The organism is Bacillus sp. WC2507 (assembly GCF_052656125.1).
In genome coordinates this window covers 125,638-142,406 of sequence record NZ_JBQXPN010000001.1, presented here as the reverse complement: position 1 = coordinate 142,406, position 16,769 = coordinate 125,638, and the positions used below count along the sequence as shown (strand labels likewise).

Annotated in this window: 14 protein-coding genes, 9 tRNA genes and 3 rRNA genes; 24 read left to right on the top strand and 2 right to left on the bottom strand. The window is 41.8% G+C overall.

Translation table 11 applies throughout. The features are described from left to right. Positions 1–82: 82 nt before the first annotated feature. The 9 genes from ACUN28_RS00810 to ACUN28_RS00770 all read left to right on the top strand — a co-directional run bounded on the left by ACUN28_RS00810 (position 83) and on the right by ACUN28_RS00770 (position 6,908). Positions 83–925, top strand: a complete 843-nt coding sequence (locus ACUN28_RS00810; RefSeq protein WP_016089670.1) for an energy-coupling factor ABC transporter ATP-binding protein — start codon at positions 83–85, stop codon at positions 923–925. After that, positions 901–1,782: an energy-coupling factor ABC transporter ATP-binding protein gene (locus ACUN28_RS00805; protein ID WP_016089669.1), complete on the top strand. Its 882-nt coding sequence runs from the start codon at positions 901–903 to the stop codon at positions 1,780–1,782. The genes ACUN28_RS00810 and ACUN28_RS00805 overlap by 25 nt, the downstream gene beginning before the upstream one ends. Further along, positions 1,770–2,564: an energy-coupling factor transporter transmembrane component T family protein gene (locus tag ACUN28_RS00800; protein ID WP_016089668.1), complete on the top strand. Its 795-nt coding sequence runs from the start codon at positions 1,770–1,772 to the stop codon at positions 2,562–2,564. The genes ACUN28_RS00805 and ACUN28_RS00800 overlap by 13 nt, the downstream gene beginning before the upstream one ends. Before the next feature lie 14 nt (positions 2,565–2,578). Continuing rightward, entirely contained in the window at positions 2,579–3,322 is a 744-nt protein-coding gene (truA, locus tag ACUN28_RS00795; protein WP_016089667.1) for a tRNA pseudouridine(38-40) synthase TruA, read from the top strand. Positions 3,323–3,474: 152 nt separating this feature from the next. After that, positions 3,475–3,912, top strand: a complete 438-nt coding sequence (rplM, locus tag ACUN28_RS00790) for a 50S ribosomal protein L13 (RefSeq protein WP_001260795.1) — start codon at positions 3,475–3,477, stop codon at positions 3,910–3,912. A 21-nt stretch (positions 3,913–3,933) separates the two neighbouring features. Beyond that, positions 3,934–4,326 carry a 30S ribosomal protein S9 gene (rpsI, locus tag ACUN28_RS00785; protein ID WP_000079986.1) on the top strand — a complete coding sequence of 131 codons (393 nt, stop codon included), beginning with the start codon at positions 3,934–3,936 and terminating at the stop codon, positions 4,324–4,326. Between the two features lie 162 nt (positions 4,327–4,488). Beyond that, entirely contained in the window at positions 4,489–4,917 is a 429-nt protein-coding gene (locus ACUN28_RS00780) for a YbaK family protein (protein ID WP_001101006.1), read from the top strand. 66 nt (positions 4,918–4,983) lie between these two features. After that, a complete protein-coding gene (cwlD, locus tag ACUN28_RS00775) occupies positions 4,984–5,697 on the top strand; it encodes an N-acetylmuramoyl-L-alanine amidase CwlD (RefSeq protein ID WP_000822446.1) in 714 nt (237 codons plus the stop codon). A 143-nt stretch (positions 5,698–5,840) separates the two neighbouring features. Next, the gene (locus tag ACUN28_RS00770) at positions 5,841–6,908 is read left to right on the top strand and encodes an Mrp/NBP35 family ATP-binding protein (protein ID WP_016089666.1); all 1,068 of its coding nucleotides are present in this window, start codon (positions 5,841–5,843) and stop codon (positions 6,906–6,908) included. A gap of 58 nt (positions 6,909–6,966) precedes the next feature. On the opposite strand, the gene gerD is transcribed toward ACUN28_RS00770, so the two are convergent. Then, positions 6,967–7,584 carry a spore germination protein GerD gene (gerD, locus tag ACUN28_RS00765; RefSeq protein ID WP_016089665.1) on the bottom strand — a complete coding sequence of 206 codons (618 nt, stop codon included), beginning with the start codon at positions 7,582–7,584 and terminating at the stop codon, positions 6,967–6,969. A gap of 139 nt (positions 7,585–7,723) precedes the next feature. On the opposite strand from gerD, the gene kbaA reads away from it, so the two are divergent. Continuing rightward, a complete protein-coding gene (gene kbaA / locus ACUN28_RS00760; RefSeq protein WP_016089664.1) occupies positions 7,724–8,335 on the top strand; it encodes a KinB signaling pathway activation protein KbaA in 612 nt (203 codons plus the stop codon). Between the two features lie 127 nt (positions 8,336–8,462). Here kbaA and pdaB read toward each other — a convergent pair whose 3' ends face one another. After that, complete coding sequence (gene pdaB, locus ACUN28_RS00755; RefSeq protein WP_016089663.1) at positions 8,463–9,227, bottom strand: polysaccharide deacetylase family sporulation protein PdaB; 765 nt, start codon at positions 9,225–9,227, stop codon at positions 8,463–8,465. A gap of 170 nt (positions 9,228–9,397) precedes the next feature. Between pdaB and ACUN28_RS00750 the strand changes: the two genes are divergently transcribed. The 14 genes from ACUN28_RS00750 to ACUN28_RS00685 all read left to right on the top strand — a co-directional run bounded on the left by ACUN28_RS00750 (position 9,398) and on the right by ACUN28_RS00685 (position 16,747). Beyond that, on the top strand, positions 9,398–9,616 hold the full coding sequence (locus ACUN28_RS00750; RefSeq protein WP_016089662.1) for a hypothetical protein: 219 nt from the start codon (positions 9,398–9,400) through the stop codon (positions 9,614–9,616). A 225-nt stretch (positions 9,617–9,841) separates the two neighbouring features. Continuing rightward, positions 9,842–11,393, top strand: a 16S ribosomal RNA gene (locus ACUN28_RS00745). A 146-nt stretch (positions 11,394–11,539) separates the two neighbouring features. Beyond that, a 23S ribosomal RNA gene (locus tag ACUN28_RS00740) occupies positions 11,540–14,461 on the top strand. Positions 14,462–14,548: 87 nt separating this feature from the next. Beyond that, a 5S ribosomal RNA gene (gene rrf / locus ACUN28_RS00735) occupies positions 14,549–14,664 on the top strand. Together the 16S, 23S and 5S rRNA genes with 9 tRNA genes alongside form the textbook arrangement of a ribosomal RNA operon. Positions 14,665–14,673: 9 nt before the next feature. After that, positions 14,674–14,748, top strand: a tRNA-Asn gene (locus ACUN28_RS00730). 4 nt (positions 14,749–14,752) lie between these two features. Next, positions 14,753–14,825 (top strand) — tRNA-Thr (locus ACUN28_RS00725). 22 nt (positions 14,826–14,847) lie between these two features. Next, positions 14,848–14,922: transfer RNA gene (locus tag ACUN28_RS00720), tRNA-Glu, on the top strand. Positions 14,923–14,927: 5 nt separating this feature from the next. Further along, positions 14,928–15,003 (top strand) — tRNA-Val (locus tag ACUN28_RS00715). Between the two features lie 17 nt (positions 15,004–15,020). Beyond that, positions 15,021–15,104: transfer RNA gene (locus tag ACUN28_RS00710), tRNA-Tyr, on the top strand. 65 nt (positions 15,105–15,169) lie between these two features. Beyond that, positions 15,170–15,244, top strand: a tRNA-Gln gene (locus tag ACUN28_RS00705). A 5-nt stretch (positions 15,245–15,249) separates the two neighbouring features. After that, positions 15,250–15,325 (top strand) — tRNA-Lys (locus tag ACUN28_RS00700). 5 nt (positions 15,326–15,330) lie between these two features. Continuing rightward, positions 15,331–15,402, top strand: a tRNA-Gly gene (locus ACUN28_RS00695). A gap of 10 nt (positions 15,403–15,412) precedes the next feature. Further along, a tRNA-Ala gene (locus tag ACUN28_RS00690) sits at positions 15,413–15,485 on the top strand. A gap of 116 nt (positions 15,486–15,601) precedes the next feature. After that, positions 15,602–16,747 (top strand): glycerate kinase, encoded by a 1,146-nt coding sequence (locus tag ACUN28_RS00685; protein ID WP_016089661.1) that lies wholly within the window; start codon positions 15,602–15,604, stop codon positions 16,745–16,747. Positions 16,748–16,769 lie beyond the last annotated feature (22 nt).

Here is a 16,769-nt window from a genome sequence, read left to right as displayed (position 1 = left end):
AGTTCTTTTCAAGAAACTGGTCATGGCCCTTTTTTTTAAATATAAAAATAGGCTAACTTGGCAAAGGAAAGGGTGCCTTGTATTGAAAAAAGAGAAACTTCGGACAGAAAATATATCATTTCAATATCCTGGGGCAGCCAATTATGCATTAAAAGATGTTTCATTTTCCTTGTATGAGGGAGAATGGGTATCTGTTATTGGACAAAACGGTTCAGGGAAGTCTACACTTGCAAAATTATTGAATGGTTTGTTTTTGCCAGAAGCAGGGACTATTACAGTAAATGATACAATGGTTTTATCAGAGGAAACGGTATGGGATGTTCGAAAACAAATTGGGATGGTATTTCAAAATCCAGACAATCAATTTGTTGGAACGACAGTGCAAGACGATGTTGTTTTTGGCTTAGAGAATATCGGAATGCCAAGAGAGCAAATGATAGAAAGATTAGATCAGGCCCTCAAACTTGTCCGTATGGAAGATTTTCTTAATGATGAACCTCATTCGTTATCTGGTGGGCAAAAGCAGCGAGTGGCAATAGCAGGCGTTTTAGCACTTCAGCCATCTATTTTGATATTAGATGAAGCAACGTCAATGTTAGATCCTCAAGGGAGACGTGAAGTAGTAGAAACGGTTAGACAACTTGTTAATCAAAAAGGTATTACCGTGTTATCAATTACGCACGATTTAGAAGAAGCGGCACAATCAGACCGTGTCATTATTTTAAATAAGGGAGAGATATTAGAGGAAGGGATTCCAGAGCAAATTTTCAAGTCCTCTCATATGCTCCAAGAAATTGGATTAGATGTACCATTTTCTGTGAAAATAGCAGAATTATTAAAAAGAAATGAAATTCTCTTGCAAAATACGCATCTTACAATGGAAAGCTTGGTGAACGAACTTTGGAGATTACATTCCAAAAAGTAGAACATCGTTATCAATATAAAACTCCATTTGAAAGACGCGCACTTTATGATGTAGACGTGTCGTTTCCAAGTGGGGGCTATTATGCCATTATCGGTCATACTGGTTCAGGTAAGTCGACGATGATTCAACATTTAAATGGTTTATTGCAGCCGACAAATGGCACAGTTCAAATTGGTGAACATTTCATTTCGGCAGGAAAGAAAGAAAAAAAGCTAAAGCCACTACGTAAAAAGGTAGGGGTTGTCTTTCAATTCCCAGAACATCAGTTGTTTGAAGAGACTGTGGAGAAAGATATTTGTTTCGGCCCTACTAATTTTGGGATATCTGTAGAAGAAGCGAAGCAAAAGGCAAGAGAGGCAATTGAACTTGTGGGGTTAGAACCAGAACTGTTAACACGTTCACCATTTGAGTTAAGTGGTGGGCAAATGAGGCGTGTTGCGATAGCGGGCGTATTGGCGATGGAACCAGAAGTGCTTGTATTAGATGAACCTACAGCAGGATTAGATCCAAAAGGGCAGAATGAACTTATGGAGATGTTTTATAAGCTACATAAGGAGAAAAGTCTTACAGTTATTCTAGTAACGCATAATATGGAGGATGCTGCTAAGTATGCGGAGCAGATTGTAGTCATGCATAAAGGAACGGTCTTTTTGCAAGGAAGTGCAGAGGAAGTATTTTCACATGCTGATGAACTAGAGAAAATTGGTGTGGATCTTCCTATGTCTTTAAAGTATAAACGTGCAATTGAAGAGAAGTTTGGCATTTCAATCCCAAAGGCTACCTTATCTTTAGAGGATCTTACTCATGAAGTTTTGCAGGTGTTACGAAAAGGTGGTCATGAATCATGCAGCAGTTGATTATTGGAAGGTATATTCCAGGGAATTCTCTTATTCATCAACTTGATCCACGTACGAAGCTGCTGATTGTCTTTTTATATGTATTTGTTGTTTTCTTGGCAAATAATGCGATTTCATATGGATTTTTATTTTTATATGCACTCATTGCTTTATTTTTTGCAAAAGTGCCGATTCGTTATGTACTTTCGGGCTTAAAACCAATTTTATGGATTTTTCTTTTTACATTTTTCCTGCATATTTTTACAAATAAAGAGGGGGATGTACTATTCCAGCTTGGTTGGTTTTCGATACATGAAAAAGGATTAGAGCAAGGGATATACATTTCTATACGATTCTTCGTTATTATTTTAATGACGACATTATTAACGTTAACGACGACACCTATTGAAATTACAGATGGTTTGGAGACGTTATTAAAGCCATTGAAGCGTATAAAAGTCCCTGTGCATGAAATCGCACTAATGATGTCAATTTCTCTTCGATTTATCCCAACATTAATGGATGAAACGAGTAAAATTATGAAAGCACAAGCATCACGCGGTATTGATTTCGCTGGGGGACCGATAAAAGATAGGATGAAAGCTATTATCTCGCTACTCGTTCCGCTATTTATCAGTGCATTTAAGCGTGCAGAGGATTTAGCGATTGCGATGGAAGCACGTGGATATAAAAGTGGTGAAGGACGTACTAAATTTAGGCAACTACGCTGGAAAACAAGTGATACAGTAACGATTATAAGCTTACTTTGTTTAGCTTGTATTTTGGCATGGGTGCGATTGTAATGGAGAATGGAAAGATGGAAAGAATAAAATGTACGGTTGCATATGATGGCATGCATTTTTGTGGTTATCAAATTCAGCCGCAGCATCGTACTGTTCAACAAGAGATAGAGAAAGCATTGCAGAAATTGCATAAAGGAGAACTTGTTCGTGTTCAGGCATCGGGCAGAACGGATTCCACCGTTCATGCAAAAGGACAAGTAATACACTTTGATACACCTTTGTCTCTTGAAGAGTGGCAATGGGGTAATGCTTTAAATACAATGTTGCCAGATGATATTGTTATCGGACAGGTGGAGAAAAAAACAGAAGAATTTCATGCACGTTACGGTGTTGAGAGAAAAGAATATCGTTATCGTGTATTATTATCGAAGACTGCGGATGTATTCCGTAGAAATTACGTATATCAATATCCATATCCGCTCGAAATAAGCTCTATAAAAAAAGCGATTCCTTATTTTATTGGAACGCATGATTTCACTTCTTTTTGTTCGGCAAAAACTGACAAAAAAGATAAAGTGCGAACAATTTATGAAATTGAGTTAATTGAGCAAGACGATGAATTAATTTTTCGTTTTGTAGGTAATGGATTTTTATATAATATGGTCAGAATTATTGTTGGTACGTTACTTAGCGTAGGGCAAGGAAAGCTTGATCCTGATAGCATTCCAGAGATTTTAGCGAAACAAAATCGTCAGTTTGCTGGAAAGATGGCTCCAGGTCATGGACTTTACTTATGGCAGGTAAACTATAACAACTAATCCTGGTGTAACATTTGCTTGACATTAGAAACTCAAAAGTATATCATAACATATGGTATTGTTTCTAAAACCACGATTAGCCCCGGAAGGAAATCGTGTTTAAGATAAACAATAGATTTTTTCTATGGAAAAGATAACGAGGAGGGAAACACATGCGTACGACTTTTATGGCAAAAGCTAACGAAGTTGAGCGTAAATGGTATGTGGTTGATGCTGAAGGTCAAACTTTAGGTCGCCTATCTACTGAAGTAGCATCCATTTTACGTGGTAAAAACAAACCTACATTTACACCACACGTTGACACGGGTGATCATGTAATTATTATTAACGCTGAGAAAATTCATTTAACAGGTAATAAATTAAACGATAAAATTTACTACCGTCACACTAACCACCCAGGTGGACTTAAGCAAAGAACAGCTCTAGAAATGCGTACAAACTACCCTGTACAAATGTTAGAGCTTGCAATTAAAGGGATGCTTCCAAAAGGACGTTTAGGACGTCAAGTATCTAAGAAATTAAACGTGTATGCTGGAGCAGAGCATCCACACCAAGCACAAAAACCAGAAGTTTACGAACTTCGCGGATAATTAATTAAAGGAGGGCTTACTTTGGCACAGGTTCAATACTATGGCACTGGACGTCGTAAGAGTTCAGTAGCGCGCGTACGCCTAGTTCCAGGCGAAGGACGCGTTATCATTAACGGTCGTGATTTTGAAAACTATATCCCATTTGCTGCATTACGTGAAGTAGTGAAACAACCTCTAGTTGCAACAGAAACTTTAGGTAACTACGATGTACTTGTAAACGTAAATGGTGGTGGATACACTGGTCAAGCTGGTGCTATTCGTCACGGTATTTCTCGCGCTTTATTAAAAGCTGATCCAGAATACCGTCTAACACTAAAACGTGCAGGTCTATTAACTCGTGACGCACGTATGAAAGAGCGTAAAAAATACGGTCTTAAAGGCGCACGTCGTGCACCTCAGTTCTCAAAACGTTAATTTTTGCGAACTACAAACCCCAACCATTTTGGTTGGGGTTTTTTTATGTTTCATTCCTCTTTTGTAATTTTTGTAGTTTGGAATATTTTAGTGCTATTCTCTCGCGTATGCTTCTTCTTTAGAAGTTTAGACTAATACGTATTAGGGAGGTTTATAAGTACTATGAATGTCATTGTCAGCTTACAAGAAAAACAAAAAGAAAAGCAGTTGAAATATGAACGGAAGATGCTGCGAGAATTATCATTAAAAACATTGCGCTCAAATATTCGGGATGCCTTTCAGATGCAGGAACTTCATCGTCAGTATGAAGATTACTGTATTGAATTAGGGATAGAATCGTATTTATTAGGAGCGAGATATAGTAAATTTGGTTATTATGGCGAATCGTTCTTTGATGTGAAATATAGAGCCTTAGAAGAAGAGCAACAATTAACGGAAACGCTATTTCAATTTTTAACGAGCATGACTATGCGGGAAATTAAGTTACAAGATGAGGAATTACTTTTTGAATCTTGCCAGCAGTTTATCGGCTTATGGTGGCAGGAGGGATATGAAAAAGGTGAAAGAAGATATCGATTAAAGCTTCATTAAGACAAGCATAAACTTTCCTCTTGTCCCATATAAGTAATTAGAGGGACTAGCTGGAGGAGGAAAGGTATGAAGAGAATCCGAATTATCTCTTTTGCACTCGCTGCGGTTGTTTTGTTTTTTTTAGTCAAACAAGAATTTCAAATTACAAAATCGTGGCGAGCTTGGAATTTACCCTTATCAGGGAAAGTGATTGTATTAGATGCTGGGCATGGTGGGCCAGACGGAGGGGCTGTTGGTGGAAAAGATATTATAGAAAAAGATATTACGCTGGAGATTACAAAGAAGGTACAAGATTATTTACAAGAACAAGGTGCACTAGTTATTTTAACACGTGAGGGAGATTATGATTTAGCTCAGAAAGATACAAAATCATATAGTAGACGTAAAGCAGAGGATTTAAAAAAGCGTGTAGAGATTATTAATAAACCTGATGTAGACTTTTTTGCGAGTATTCATTTAAATGCTTTAACTAGTAGTGGATCGAAAGGCGCACAAACGTTCTACTACCGATCTTCGGTTGAAAATGAACGTGCTGCGAAATTTATACAAGCTGAATTGAGAACAAGTTTAGAGAATACGAATCGTTCCGCTAAAACAATTTCTCATGTGTATTTATTAAAGTATGCGAAAACACCAGGTGCTCTGATTGAAGCTGGCTTTTTATCGAATGTAAATGAAAGGTATATGTTAAATTCGGAGAAATATCAGCAAAAGGTAGCGGCTGCAGTATATCGTGGTATATTACGTTATTTCACGGAAAAAGGAAATCCTCCAGAATAAGGAGGATTTTTTGAGTTTCTCTCGTTAACGAAGTTTTCCGAAAATATGTTATACTGGAAATGTAAACGCATTTATTTCGAAAATAAAGAGAGAAAAATTTAATTAACATTACGTTATTTTTCATACAGGGGGCTGGGCTAACTATGGTAACGAAAGAGCAAGTAGTGGAAGCGTTAGAAGGGATTGTAGATCCGTTTTTACATAAAACGTTAAAAGAAACAGGTGCAATTAAAGAGGTAACAGTTAAGCCTGAGAAGGAACATGTAAGTGTTAAAATTGCAATCGTAAAAACCGGTACAGCGGAACAAATGCAATTGCAATCTGGAATTGTAAAGTTAGTAAAAGAACTAGGAGCAGCAACAGTAGGGCTTCGCTTTGCGGAATTTACAGAAGAAGAATTAGCTCAGTTTGCACCAGAACAGGAAGAAGAGCAAAATGAATCTTTATTGTCACCAAATTCAAAAACGACATTTTTAGCAGTGGCGAGTGGAAAAGGTGGAGTCGGAAAATCAACAGTTTCTGTTAACCTTGCTATTGCTCTAGCTCGTCTAGGAAAAAAGGTTGGTATTATTGATGCCGATATTTATGGTTTTAGCGTACCGGATATGATGGGGATAGAAAAACGTCCTGTTGTAAGAGGCGATAAAATTATTCCAGTGGAGCGTCTAGGTGTAAAGGTAATCTCAATGGGGTTCTTTGTAGAAGATAATGCACCGGTTATTTGGAGAGGGCCTATGCTTGGGAAAATGTTAAATCACTTCTTTACAGAAGTAGAGTGGGGCGATTTAGACTATTTAGTTTTAGATTTACCACCGGGTACAGGTGATGTTGCGCTAGACTTACATTCGATGTTGCCGGCTTGTAAAGAGATTATTGTAACGACGCCGCATCCAACGGCGGCATTTGTAGCAGCACGTGCTGGAGCCATGGCTCTACGTACAGAACATAGTATTCTTGGTGTTGTTGAAAATATGGCGTATTTTGAAAGTAAAACAACTGGTGAAAAAGAATATGTGTTTGGAAGAGGTGGAGGAGATAAATTAGCTACAGAACTTCAAACAGAAGTACTTGGCCGAATCCCGCTTCAACAACCTGATTGGAATAAAGAAGACTTTGCGCCCTCAGTATATGAAGATACACATACAACGGGGCTTATTTATCGCACGATAGCTGAGACAGTAATTGATAAAACAGCTGTTGCACAAAAATAAAATAATAATGAGTGGACGATACATATATATTGTCCACTCATTATTATCGTTATTATTTTTATTGCTGTTCCTTTTTACCGTCTTGGGAACCACCTTCACCGCCTGCTTCTTTTTTATCAGATCCACTTTTTTCCGCTTTTTGTACACCTTTACTAATAATATCAATCATCTTAGCTTGGAAGAGTGGGCTTTCAGCAGTTTCTGTGAGTACTTGTTGTAAATATTGACGGTATTCTTTGCTCTTCATTGTTTGTAACATCATTTTTTCTACTTCAGGGTTTTTCATAATTTCTATAACACCGGATTGGTATTCAGGGTCTTTCAGTAATGTTTTCATTAAGGTTGTTTGTTCTTTCCCCATACTTTTAGCGAATTTCGATGAGAACTCAGGGTCTTTAAAGAGCTTTTCCCAGAATTGTTGCCCTTTGTCGGATACCATTGCATCTTCAATCGTTTTCTTTACTACTGTTTCATCTAGTATGAGTGCTTGTTTCATTTTTTCATCAGTTAATACATCTTGAATGGCCTTCTTACCTTGGTCGGTTTTTAAAATATCAACAATCATTTTCTTCGTTTGATCATAATCAAGTTCGGACTTTGCTTCTTTTCCTTGTGCACATGCTACAAGTACAAGAAATAGAAAAGAAGAAGTCAAAACGAGCAGCATCCGTTTCATAAGTTGGAACTCCTTTCAGCACAGTTCTCTCTTTTTAATATAAATATCTTTAAGGAATTTATACATGAACATGGCTAGCTTTTTGAAATTGTCATTGATACAATTTAATTAGAAATATAAGGATAATGGGGGATGTGTTGTGAATAGCCGCAAGTGGGTACGACTATTTTTTACGACGTTGTTTCTTGGTGGGATTAGTACGGTCATTATTGGCTTTGTTTTGGAGTGGGACAAGTACGCTAAATTTTTTCAAAATTTCGACGGAAAGGAAATTCTAGCAGTTTCTTTCTGGTTGATGGGTGTAGGATTTATTTTTAGTGTTATAAGTCAAATGGGGTTCTTTGCCTATTTAACAATCCACCGTTTTGGACTAGGTATGTTCCGATCGTCTTCTTTATGGAATGCAGTCCAGCTCTTCTTTATTGCATTTGTTTTATTTGATTTCGTGTATTTAAGATCCGTACTGATTGCAAATGGGGAAGTTTCATTAGGGAATAACATACTTGTTGCTGGTGTGCTATTTGTGTTTGGGGCGATTGTTGCTTACATAAAAAGTAAAGAAACGAATAGAAAGGCATTTGTGCCCGCTCTATTCTTTATGGTTGTTGTAACGATTCTTGAGTGGGTACCAGCCCTCCGTATTAATGATACAGACTGGTTATATTTAATGGTGATACCACTTTTATTATGTAATGCATATCAGTTACTTATATTACATCGTTTAATTGGACAGACGAGTAAGTCTGCTTAACTAAGAGAGATTTTTTGAATTTTTACGCAGAGGTAGTTGTATGAATGAAAATAGCGGGATGAAAAAAGCTCTACTACCTTAAGGAAAGGTAGTAGAGCTTTTTATGTGTGAAGGCACGATGGAAGAATTACTGTACATCTTCACTTTTCGTATTTGTGTTGGAAATAAGTTGTGATACGGATATTTGCTCATATCCGTCGCTCTTTAATTTTTGCAGGAGCAGTGGTAAAGCTTTATTTGTTTGAAGGGCAGAATCGGATGCATGTAATAAGACGATATCTCCACCTTTTAAATTATGAGAGACGGTGGAAACGATATTGTTTACACCAGGGTTTTTCCAGTCGTTTGAGTTATTACTCCAATGAACGACAGTGTATCCAAGTGATTCTGCTATTTTAAGTGTTGCTTTGTTAAAGTCTCCACTAGGTGGACGCAATAATTTGATTTGTTTCACACCGAGTTTTGTAAAAACATCTTGTGCCCGCAAAAGATCTCTTCGTATTTCATTTGTCTCTAGAGAAGTGTAGGACGTGTAATTATAACCCATACTACCGATTTCATGTCCATCTTTTATGATGCGTTCGACAACATCAGGGTGTCTTTCTGCCCATGCAGCAGAAAGGAAAAAGGTTGCATTCTTAATGTCTCTTTCTTTAAGTGTATCAAGGATTGGAATTGCTTTTTTGTCTCCCCAACTAATATCAAACGTGAATGCAACTTGTTTTTTAGAGGTGTCGCCTTTGTAGATGACTTTAGGCCCTGTAGCAGTTGAAAAAGCAGACTCGTGTGAATATGTTTTCAAAAAGAGTAGCCATGCTGTAAATAAGGAAAGTATCACTATTAAGCTAATGTGTTTAAAATTTCTTTTACTCGTAATAAAAAAGAAAAACATAATATTACGCCCCTTTGTCCAATCCTTTTCAGTTACATATATGCTGTAAATATAAAAAAGAGAACAAGGGATTAATATCGTAAGTAGTGGATATAATGGATGATAGGATTTTGTTAAATGAAAATGAGCGGAACGTTTATTGCTCTGTAAGAAATGATTGAGGTGATGAGTTGCTTGGATTTATGTTAACGAAAGAAGAGAAAAAAGAAATGGAATACATATTGAAGAGAGAGTTAGAAGAACTTTTATTTGATTTTGAAGATGAACGTATTCATGAAGTTGTAAAAAAGGCGATGGAAGAAAGATATAAAATCATTTTTTGTTTGTTTCGAAGAGTCGCTAATGCAGAGGAATGTATTCGTTATGTAAGAAAAAGAACTTTTTATTAAAAACTATTGACGTTAATGGTTATTATATGATAAATTAATAACCGTCGCTGATGCGGAAACGCAGAAAACGACAAAAAAGAAATTGAAAAACTTAGTTGACATGGAAAAACGAAGATGTTAACATAAGGAAGTCGCAAATGAGCGACCAAGTAGTTCTTTGAAAACTGAACGAAACAAACAACGTGAAACGTCAATTTTTATTTTTAGATGCTAGACAAACTAACTTTATTGGAGAGTTTGATCCTGGCTCAGGATGAACGCTGGCGGCGTGCCTAATACATGCAAGTCGAGCGAACGGATTGAGAGCTTGCTCTCAAGAAGTTAGCGGCGGACGGGTGAGTAACACGTGGGTAACCTGCCCATAAGACTGGGATAACTCCGGGAAACCGGGGCTAATACCGGATAACATTTTGAACTGCATGGTTCGAAATTGAAAGGCGGCTTCGGCTGTCACTTATGGATGGACCCGCGTCGCATTAGCTAGTTGGTGAGGTAACGGCTCACCAAGGCAACGATGCGTAGCCGACCTGAGAGGGTGATCGGCCACACTGGGACTGAGACACGGCCCAGACTCCTACGGGAGGCAGCAGTAGGGAATCTTCCGCAATGGACGAAAGTCTGACGGAGCAACGCCGCGTGAGTGATGAAGGCTTTCGGGTCGTAAAACTCTGTTGTTAGGGAAGAACAAGTGCTAGTTGAATAAGCTGGCACCTTGACGGTACCTAACCAGAAAGCCACGGCTAACTACGTGCCAGCAGCCGCGGTAATACGTAGGTGGCAAGCGTTATCCGGAATTATTGGGCGTAAAGCGCGCGCAGGTGGTTTCTTAAGTCTGATGTGAAAGCCCACGGCTCAACCGTGGAGGGTCATTGGAAACTGGGAGACTTGAGTGCAGAAGAGGAAAGTGGAATTCCATGTGTAGCGGTGAAATGCGTAGAGATATGGAGGAACACCAGTGGCGAAGGCGACTTTCTGGTCTGTAACTGACACTGAGGCGCGAAAGCGTGGGGAGCAAACAGGATTAGATACCCTGGTAGTCCACGCCGTAAACGATGAGTGCTAAGTGTTAGAGGGTTTCCGCCCTTTAGTGCTGAAGTTAACGCATTAAGCACTCCGCCTGGGGAGTACGGCCGCAAGGCTGAAACTCAAAGGAATTGACGGGGGCCCGCACAAGCGGTGGAGCATGTGGTTTAATTCGAAGCAACGCGAAGAACCTTACCAGGTCTTGACATCCTCTGAAAACCCTAGAGATAGGGCTTCTCCTTCGGGAGCAGAGTGACAGGTGGTGCATGGTTGTCGTCAGCTCGTGTCGTGAGATGTTGGGTTAAGTCCCGCAACGAGCGCAACCCTTGATCTTAGTTGCCATCATTAAGTTGGGCACTCTAAGGTGACTGCCGGTGACAAACCGGAGGAAGGTGGGGATGACGTCAAATCATCATGCCCCTTATGACCTGGGCTACACACGTGCTACAATGGACGGTACAAAGAGCTGCAAGACCGCGAGGTGGAGCTAATCTCATAAAACCGTTCTCAGTTCGGATTGTAGGCTGCAACTCGCCTACATGAAGCTGGAATCGCTAGTAATCGCGGATCAGCATGCCGCGGTGAATACGTTCCCGGGCCTTGTACACACCGCCCGTCACACCACGAGAGTTTGTAACACCCGAAGTCGGTGGGGTAACCTTTATGGAGCCAGCCGCCTAAGGTGGGACAGATGATTGGGGTGAAGTCGTAACAAGGTAGCCGTATCGGAAGGTGCGGCTGGATCACCTCCTTTCTATGGAGAATTGATGAACGCTGTTCATCAATATAAGTTTCCGTGTTTCGTTTTGTTCAGTTTTGAGAGAACTATCTCTCATATATAAATGTATGTTCTTTGAAAACTAGATAACAGTGTAGCTCATATTTTTTTAATTTTAGTTTGGTTAAGTTAGAAAGGGCGCACGGTGGATGCCTTGACACTAGGAGTCGATGAAGGACGGGACTAACGCCGATATGCTTCGGGGAGCTGTAAGTAAGCTTTGATCCGAAGATTTCCGAATGGGGAAACCCACCATACGTAATGGTATGGTATCCTTACCTGAATACATAGGGTAAGGAAGACAGACCCAGGGAACTGAAACATCTAAGTACCTGGAGGAAGAGAAAGCAAATGCGATTTCCTGAGTAGCGGCGAGCGAAACGGAACATAGCCCAAACCAAGAGGCTTGCCTCTTGGGGTTGTAGGACATTCTATACGGAGTTACAAAGGAACGAGGTAGACGAAGAGACCTGGAAAGGTCCGTCGTAGAGGGTAACAACCCCGTAGTCGAAACTTCGTTCTCTCTTGAATGTATCCTGAGTACGGCGGAACACGTGAAATTCCGTCGGAATCTGGGAGGACCATCTCCCAAGGCTAAATACTCCCTAGTGATCGATAGTGAACCAGTACCGTGAGGGAAAGGTGAAAAGCACCCCGGAAGGGGAGTGAAAGAGATCCTGAAACCGTGTGCCTACAAATAGTCAGAGCCCGTTAATGGGTGATGGCGTGCCTTTTGTAGAATGAACCGGCGAGTTACGATCCCGTGCAAGGTTAAGTTGAAGAGACGGAGCCGCAGCGAAAGCGAGTCTGAATAGGGCGTTTAGTACGTGGTCGTAGACCCGAAACCAGGTGATCTACCCATGTCCAGGGTGAAGTTCAGGTAACACTGAATGGAGGCCCGAACCCACGCACGTTGAAAAGTGCGGGGATGAGGTGTGGGTAGCGGAGAAATTCCAATCGAACCTGGAGATAGCTGGTTCTCCCCGAAATAGCTTTAGGGCTAGCCTTAAGTGTAAGAGTCTTGGAGGTAGAGCACTGATTGAACTAGGGGTCCTCATCGGATTACCGAATTCAGTCAAACTCCGAATGCCAATGACTTATCCTTAGGAGTCAGACTGCGAGTGATAAGATCCGTAGTCAAGAGGGAAACAGCCCAGATCGCCAGCTAAGGTCCCAAAGTGTGTATTAAGTGGAAAAGGATGTGGAGTTGCTTAGACAACTAGGATGTTGGCTTAGAAGCAGCCACCATTTAAAGAGTGCGTAATAGCTCACTAGTCGAGTGACTCTGCGCCGAAAATGTACCGGGGCTAAATACACCACCGAAGCTGCGAATTGATACCAATGGTATCAGTGGTAGGGGAGCGTTCTAAGTGCAGTGAAGTCAGACCGGAAGGACTGGTGGAGCGCTTAGAAGTGAGAATGCCGGTATGAGTAGCGAAAGACGGGTGAGAATCCCGTCCACCGAATGCCTAAGGTTTCCTGAGGAAGGCTCGTCCGCTCAGGGTTAGTCAGGACCTAAGCCGAGGCCGACAGGCGTAGGCGATGGACAACAGGTTGATATTCCTGTACCACCTCTTTATCGTTTGAGCAATGGAGGGACGCAGAAGGATAGAAGAAGCGTGCGATTGGTTGTGCACGTCCAAGCAGTTAGGCTGATAAGTAGGCAAATCCGCTTATCGTGAAGGCTGAGCTGTGATGGGGAAGCTCCTTATGGAGCGAAGTCTTTGATTCCCCGCTGCCAAGAAAAGCTTCTAGCGAGATAAAAGGTGCCTGTACCGCAAACCGACACAGGTAGGCGAGGAGAGAATCCTAAGGTGTGCGAGAGAACTCTGGTTAAGGAACTCGGCAAAATGACCCCGTAACTTCGGGAGAAGGGGTGCTTTCTTAACGGAAAGCCGCAGTGAATAGGCCCAAGCGACTGTTTAGCAAAAACACAGGTCTCTGCGAAGCCGTAAGGCGAAGTATAGGGGCTGACACCTGCCCGGTGCTGGAAGGTTAAGGAGAGGGGTTAGCGTAAGCGAAGCTCTGAACTGAAGCCCCAGTAAACGGCGGCCGTAACTATAACGGTCCTAAGGTAGCGAAATTCCTTGTCGGGTAAGTTCCGACCCGCACGAAAGGTGTAACGATTTGGGCACTGTCTCAACCAGAGACTCGGTGAAATTATAGTACCTGTGAAGATGCAGGTTACCCGCGACAGGACGGAAAGACCCCGTGGAGCTTTACTGTAGCCTGATATTGAATTTTGGTACAGTTTGTACAGGATAGGCGGGAGCCATTGAAACCGGAGCGCTAGCTTCGGTGGAGGCGCTGGTGGGATACCGCCCTGACTGTATTGAAATTCTAACCTACGGGTCTTATCGACCCGGGAGACAGTGTCAGGTGGGCAGTTTGACTGGGGCGGTCGCCTCCTAAAGTGTAACGGAGGCGCCCAAAGGTTCCCTCAGAATGGTTGGAAATCATTCGTAGAGTGCAAAGGCATAAGGGAGCTTGACTGCGAGACCTACAAGTCGAGCAGGGACGAAAGTCGGGCTTAGTGATCCGGTGGTTCCGCATGGAAGGGCCATCGCTCAACGGATAAAAGCTACCCCGGGGATAACAGGCTTATCTCCCCCAAGAGTCCACATCGACGGGGAGGTTTGGCACCTCGATGTCGGCTCATCGCATCCTGGGGCTGTAGTCGGTCCCAAGGGTTGGGCTGTTCGCCCATTAAAGCGGTACGCGAGCTGGGTTCAGAACGTCGTGAGACAGTTCGGTCCCTATCCGTCGTGGGCGTAGGAAATTTGAGAGGAGCTGTCCTTAGTACGAGAGGACCGGGATGGACGCACCGCTGGTGTACCAGTTGTTCTGCCAAGGGCATAGCTGGGTAGCTATGTGCGGAAGGGATAAGTGCTGAAAGCATCTAAGCATGAAGCCCCCCTCAAGATGAGATTTCCCATAGCGTAAGCTAGTAAGATCCCTGAAAGATGATCAGGTTGATAGGTTCGAGGTGGAAGCGTGGTGACATGTGGAGCTGACGAATACTAATAGATCGAGGACTTAACCATATAATATGAAGCAAATGTTATCTAGTTTTGAAGGAATATATAATTTTCTTCTTGATATTTCGAAAGAAATGTTTATAATGATAAAAGTCTGGTAATGATGGCAGAGAGGTCACACCCGTTCCCATACCGAACACGGAAGTTAAGCTCTCTAGCGCCGATGGTAGTTGGGACCTTGTCCCTGTGAGAGTAGGACGTTGCCAGGCTATTATTATTCCGCAGTAGCTCAGTGGTAGAGCTATCGGCTGTTAACCGATCGGTCGTAGGTTCGAGTCCTACCTGCGGAGCCATTATGCTTCCATAGCTCAGCTGGTAGAGCACTTCCATGGTAAGGAAGAGGTCACCGGTTCAAGCCCGGTTGGAAGCTTGGGAAGAGTTTTAAAATTTTTGGCCCGTTGGTCAAGTGGTTAAGACACCGCCCTTTCACGGCGGTAACACGGGTTCGAATCCCGTACGGGTCACCACTTTTGGAGGATTAGCTCAGCTGGGAGAGCACCTGCCTTACAAGCAGGGGGTCGGCGGTTCGATCCCGTCATCCTCCACCATATATATTTTAAATGTCGGAGGGGTAGCGAAGTGGCTAAACGCGGCGGACTGTAAATCCGCTCCTTCGGGTTCGGCAGTTCGAATCTGCCCCCCTCCACCATTTTCTTTAAAATAACCTGAGAGGGTTTATTTTTTTGAAAAGATAACCATACTAGTAAATATTAATGGGCTATAGCCAAGCGGTAAGGCAACGGACTTTGACTCCGTCATGCGCTGGTTCGAATCCAGCTAGCCCAGCCATTTACGAGCCATTAGCTCAGTTGGTAGAGCATCTGACTTTTAATCAGAGGGTCGAAGGTTCGAATCCTTCATGGCTCACCATTTTCGCGGAAGTAGTTCAGTGGTAGAATACAACCTTGCCAAGGTTGGGGTCGCGGGTTCGAATCCCGTCTTCCGCTTAATTACTAAGGGGCCTTAGCTCAGCTGGGAGAGCGCCTGCCTTGCACGCAGGAGGTCAGCGGTTCGATCCCGCTAGGCTCCATCTAAATAAAAAAGCTTACATCATATGATGTAAGCTTTTTTTGTATTTAAAAAGACAACTTTCATACTTGTCGTTTAAAATGAAGAAAATGTAAAAAGAAAGGATGGGGGATAATTGTGAAAGTTGTTATTGCATCTGATTCATATAAAGAAAGCTTAAAAGCTATAGAAGTATGTGAAGCTATTGAAAGAGGTTTTGGAGCGATTTTCCCTAAAGCAGAGTATGTAAAAATACCAATTGGGGATGGGGGAGAAGGAACGGTTGATTCGCTTGTGGATGCTACAGGTGGAAGAATGATATCACTTCAAGTGACAGGGCCGCTTAGAGAACGTGTACAAGCCTTTTACGGTATGTCTAAAGATAAAAAGACAGCGTTTATTGAAATGGCAGCAGCATCAGGATTACAACATGTTCCGGTTAAAAAGCGAAACCCACTTATTACAACGACTAAAGGAACAGGAGAACTTATACTACATGCGCTAGACGAAGGAGCTGAGCACATTATTTTAGGACTTGGAGGAAGTGCTACAAATGATGGCGGAGCAGGTATGTTGTCAGCTTTAGGAGTCAGGTTTATAAATGAAGAAGGGGAAGTAATAGAGCCATCTGGAGGCACGTTACATTCGATTGTCGCTATTGATTTTTCGCGAATGGATTCACGCTTAACGCATATAAAGATAGAAGCAGCATGTGATGTAGATAATCCGTTAGTTGGGATAAGGGGAGCATCTTTCGTATTTGGCAGACAAAAGGGTGCGAACGCAGAGATGATGAAAGAGCTGGATGAGAATGTAAAGCATTATGCGAATATCCTTAACCAATCTTTATCTTGCGACGTATCTAAAATACCTGGTGCAGGAGCCGCAGGAGGAATGGGAGCAGCTGTTATTGCAGTGTTAAAGGGAAACTTGCGGAGAGGAATTGAAATTGTATTAGATTATACAAATTTTGATAAGCATATAGAAGGTGCAGATTTAATTATAACTGGCGAAGGGAGAATAGATGAACAAACAGCATATGGAAAGGCCCCTGTAGGTGTTGCGGAGCGTGCAAAGCCTTTTCGTATTCCGGTGATTGCTATTGGAGGATCTGTATCTCCGAATTATCCGGCTGTTCATGAAAAAGGAATTGATGCAGTATTTAGTATTACAGCGAGTCCGATGACATTAGAAGAGGCATATAAAGTAGCAGAAGAGAATATTGAAATGACAGCAAAGAATATTGCAGCATTGTGGAAAATAGCATCAGAAAAACACTTCTAAATGTAGGAGTGTTTTTTATTAT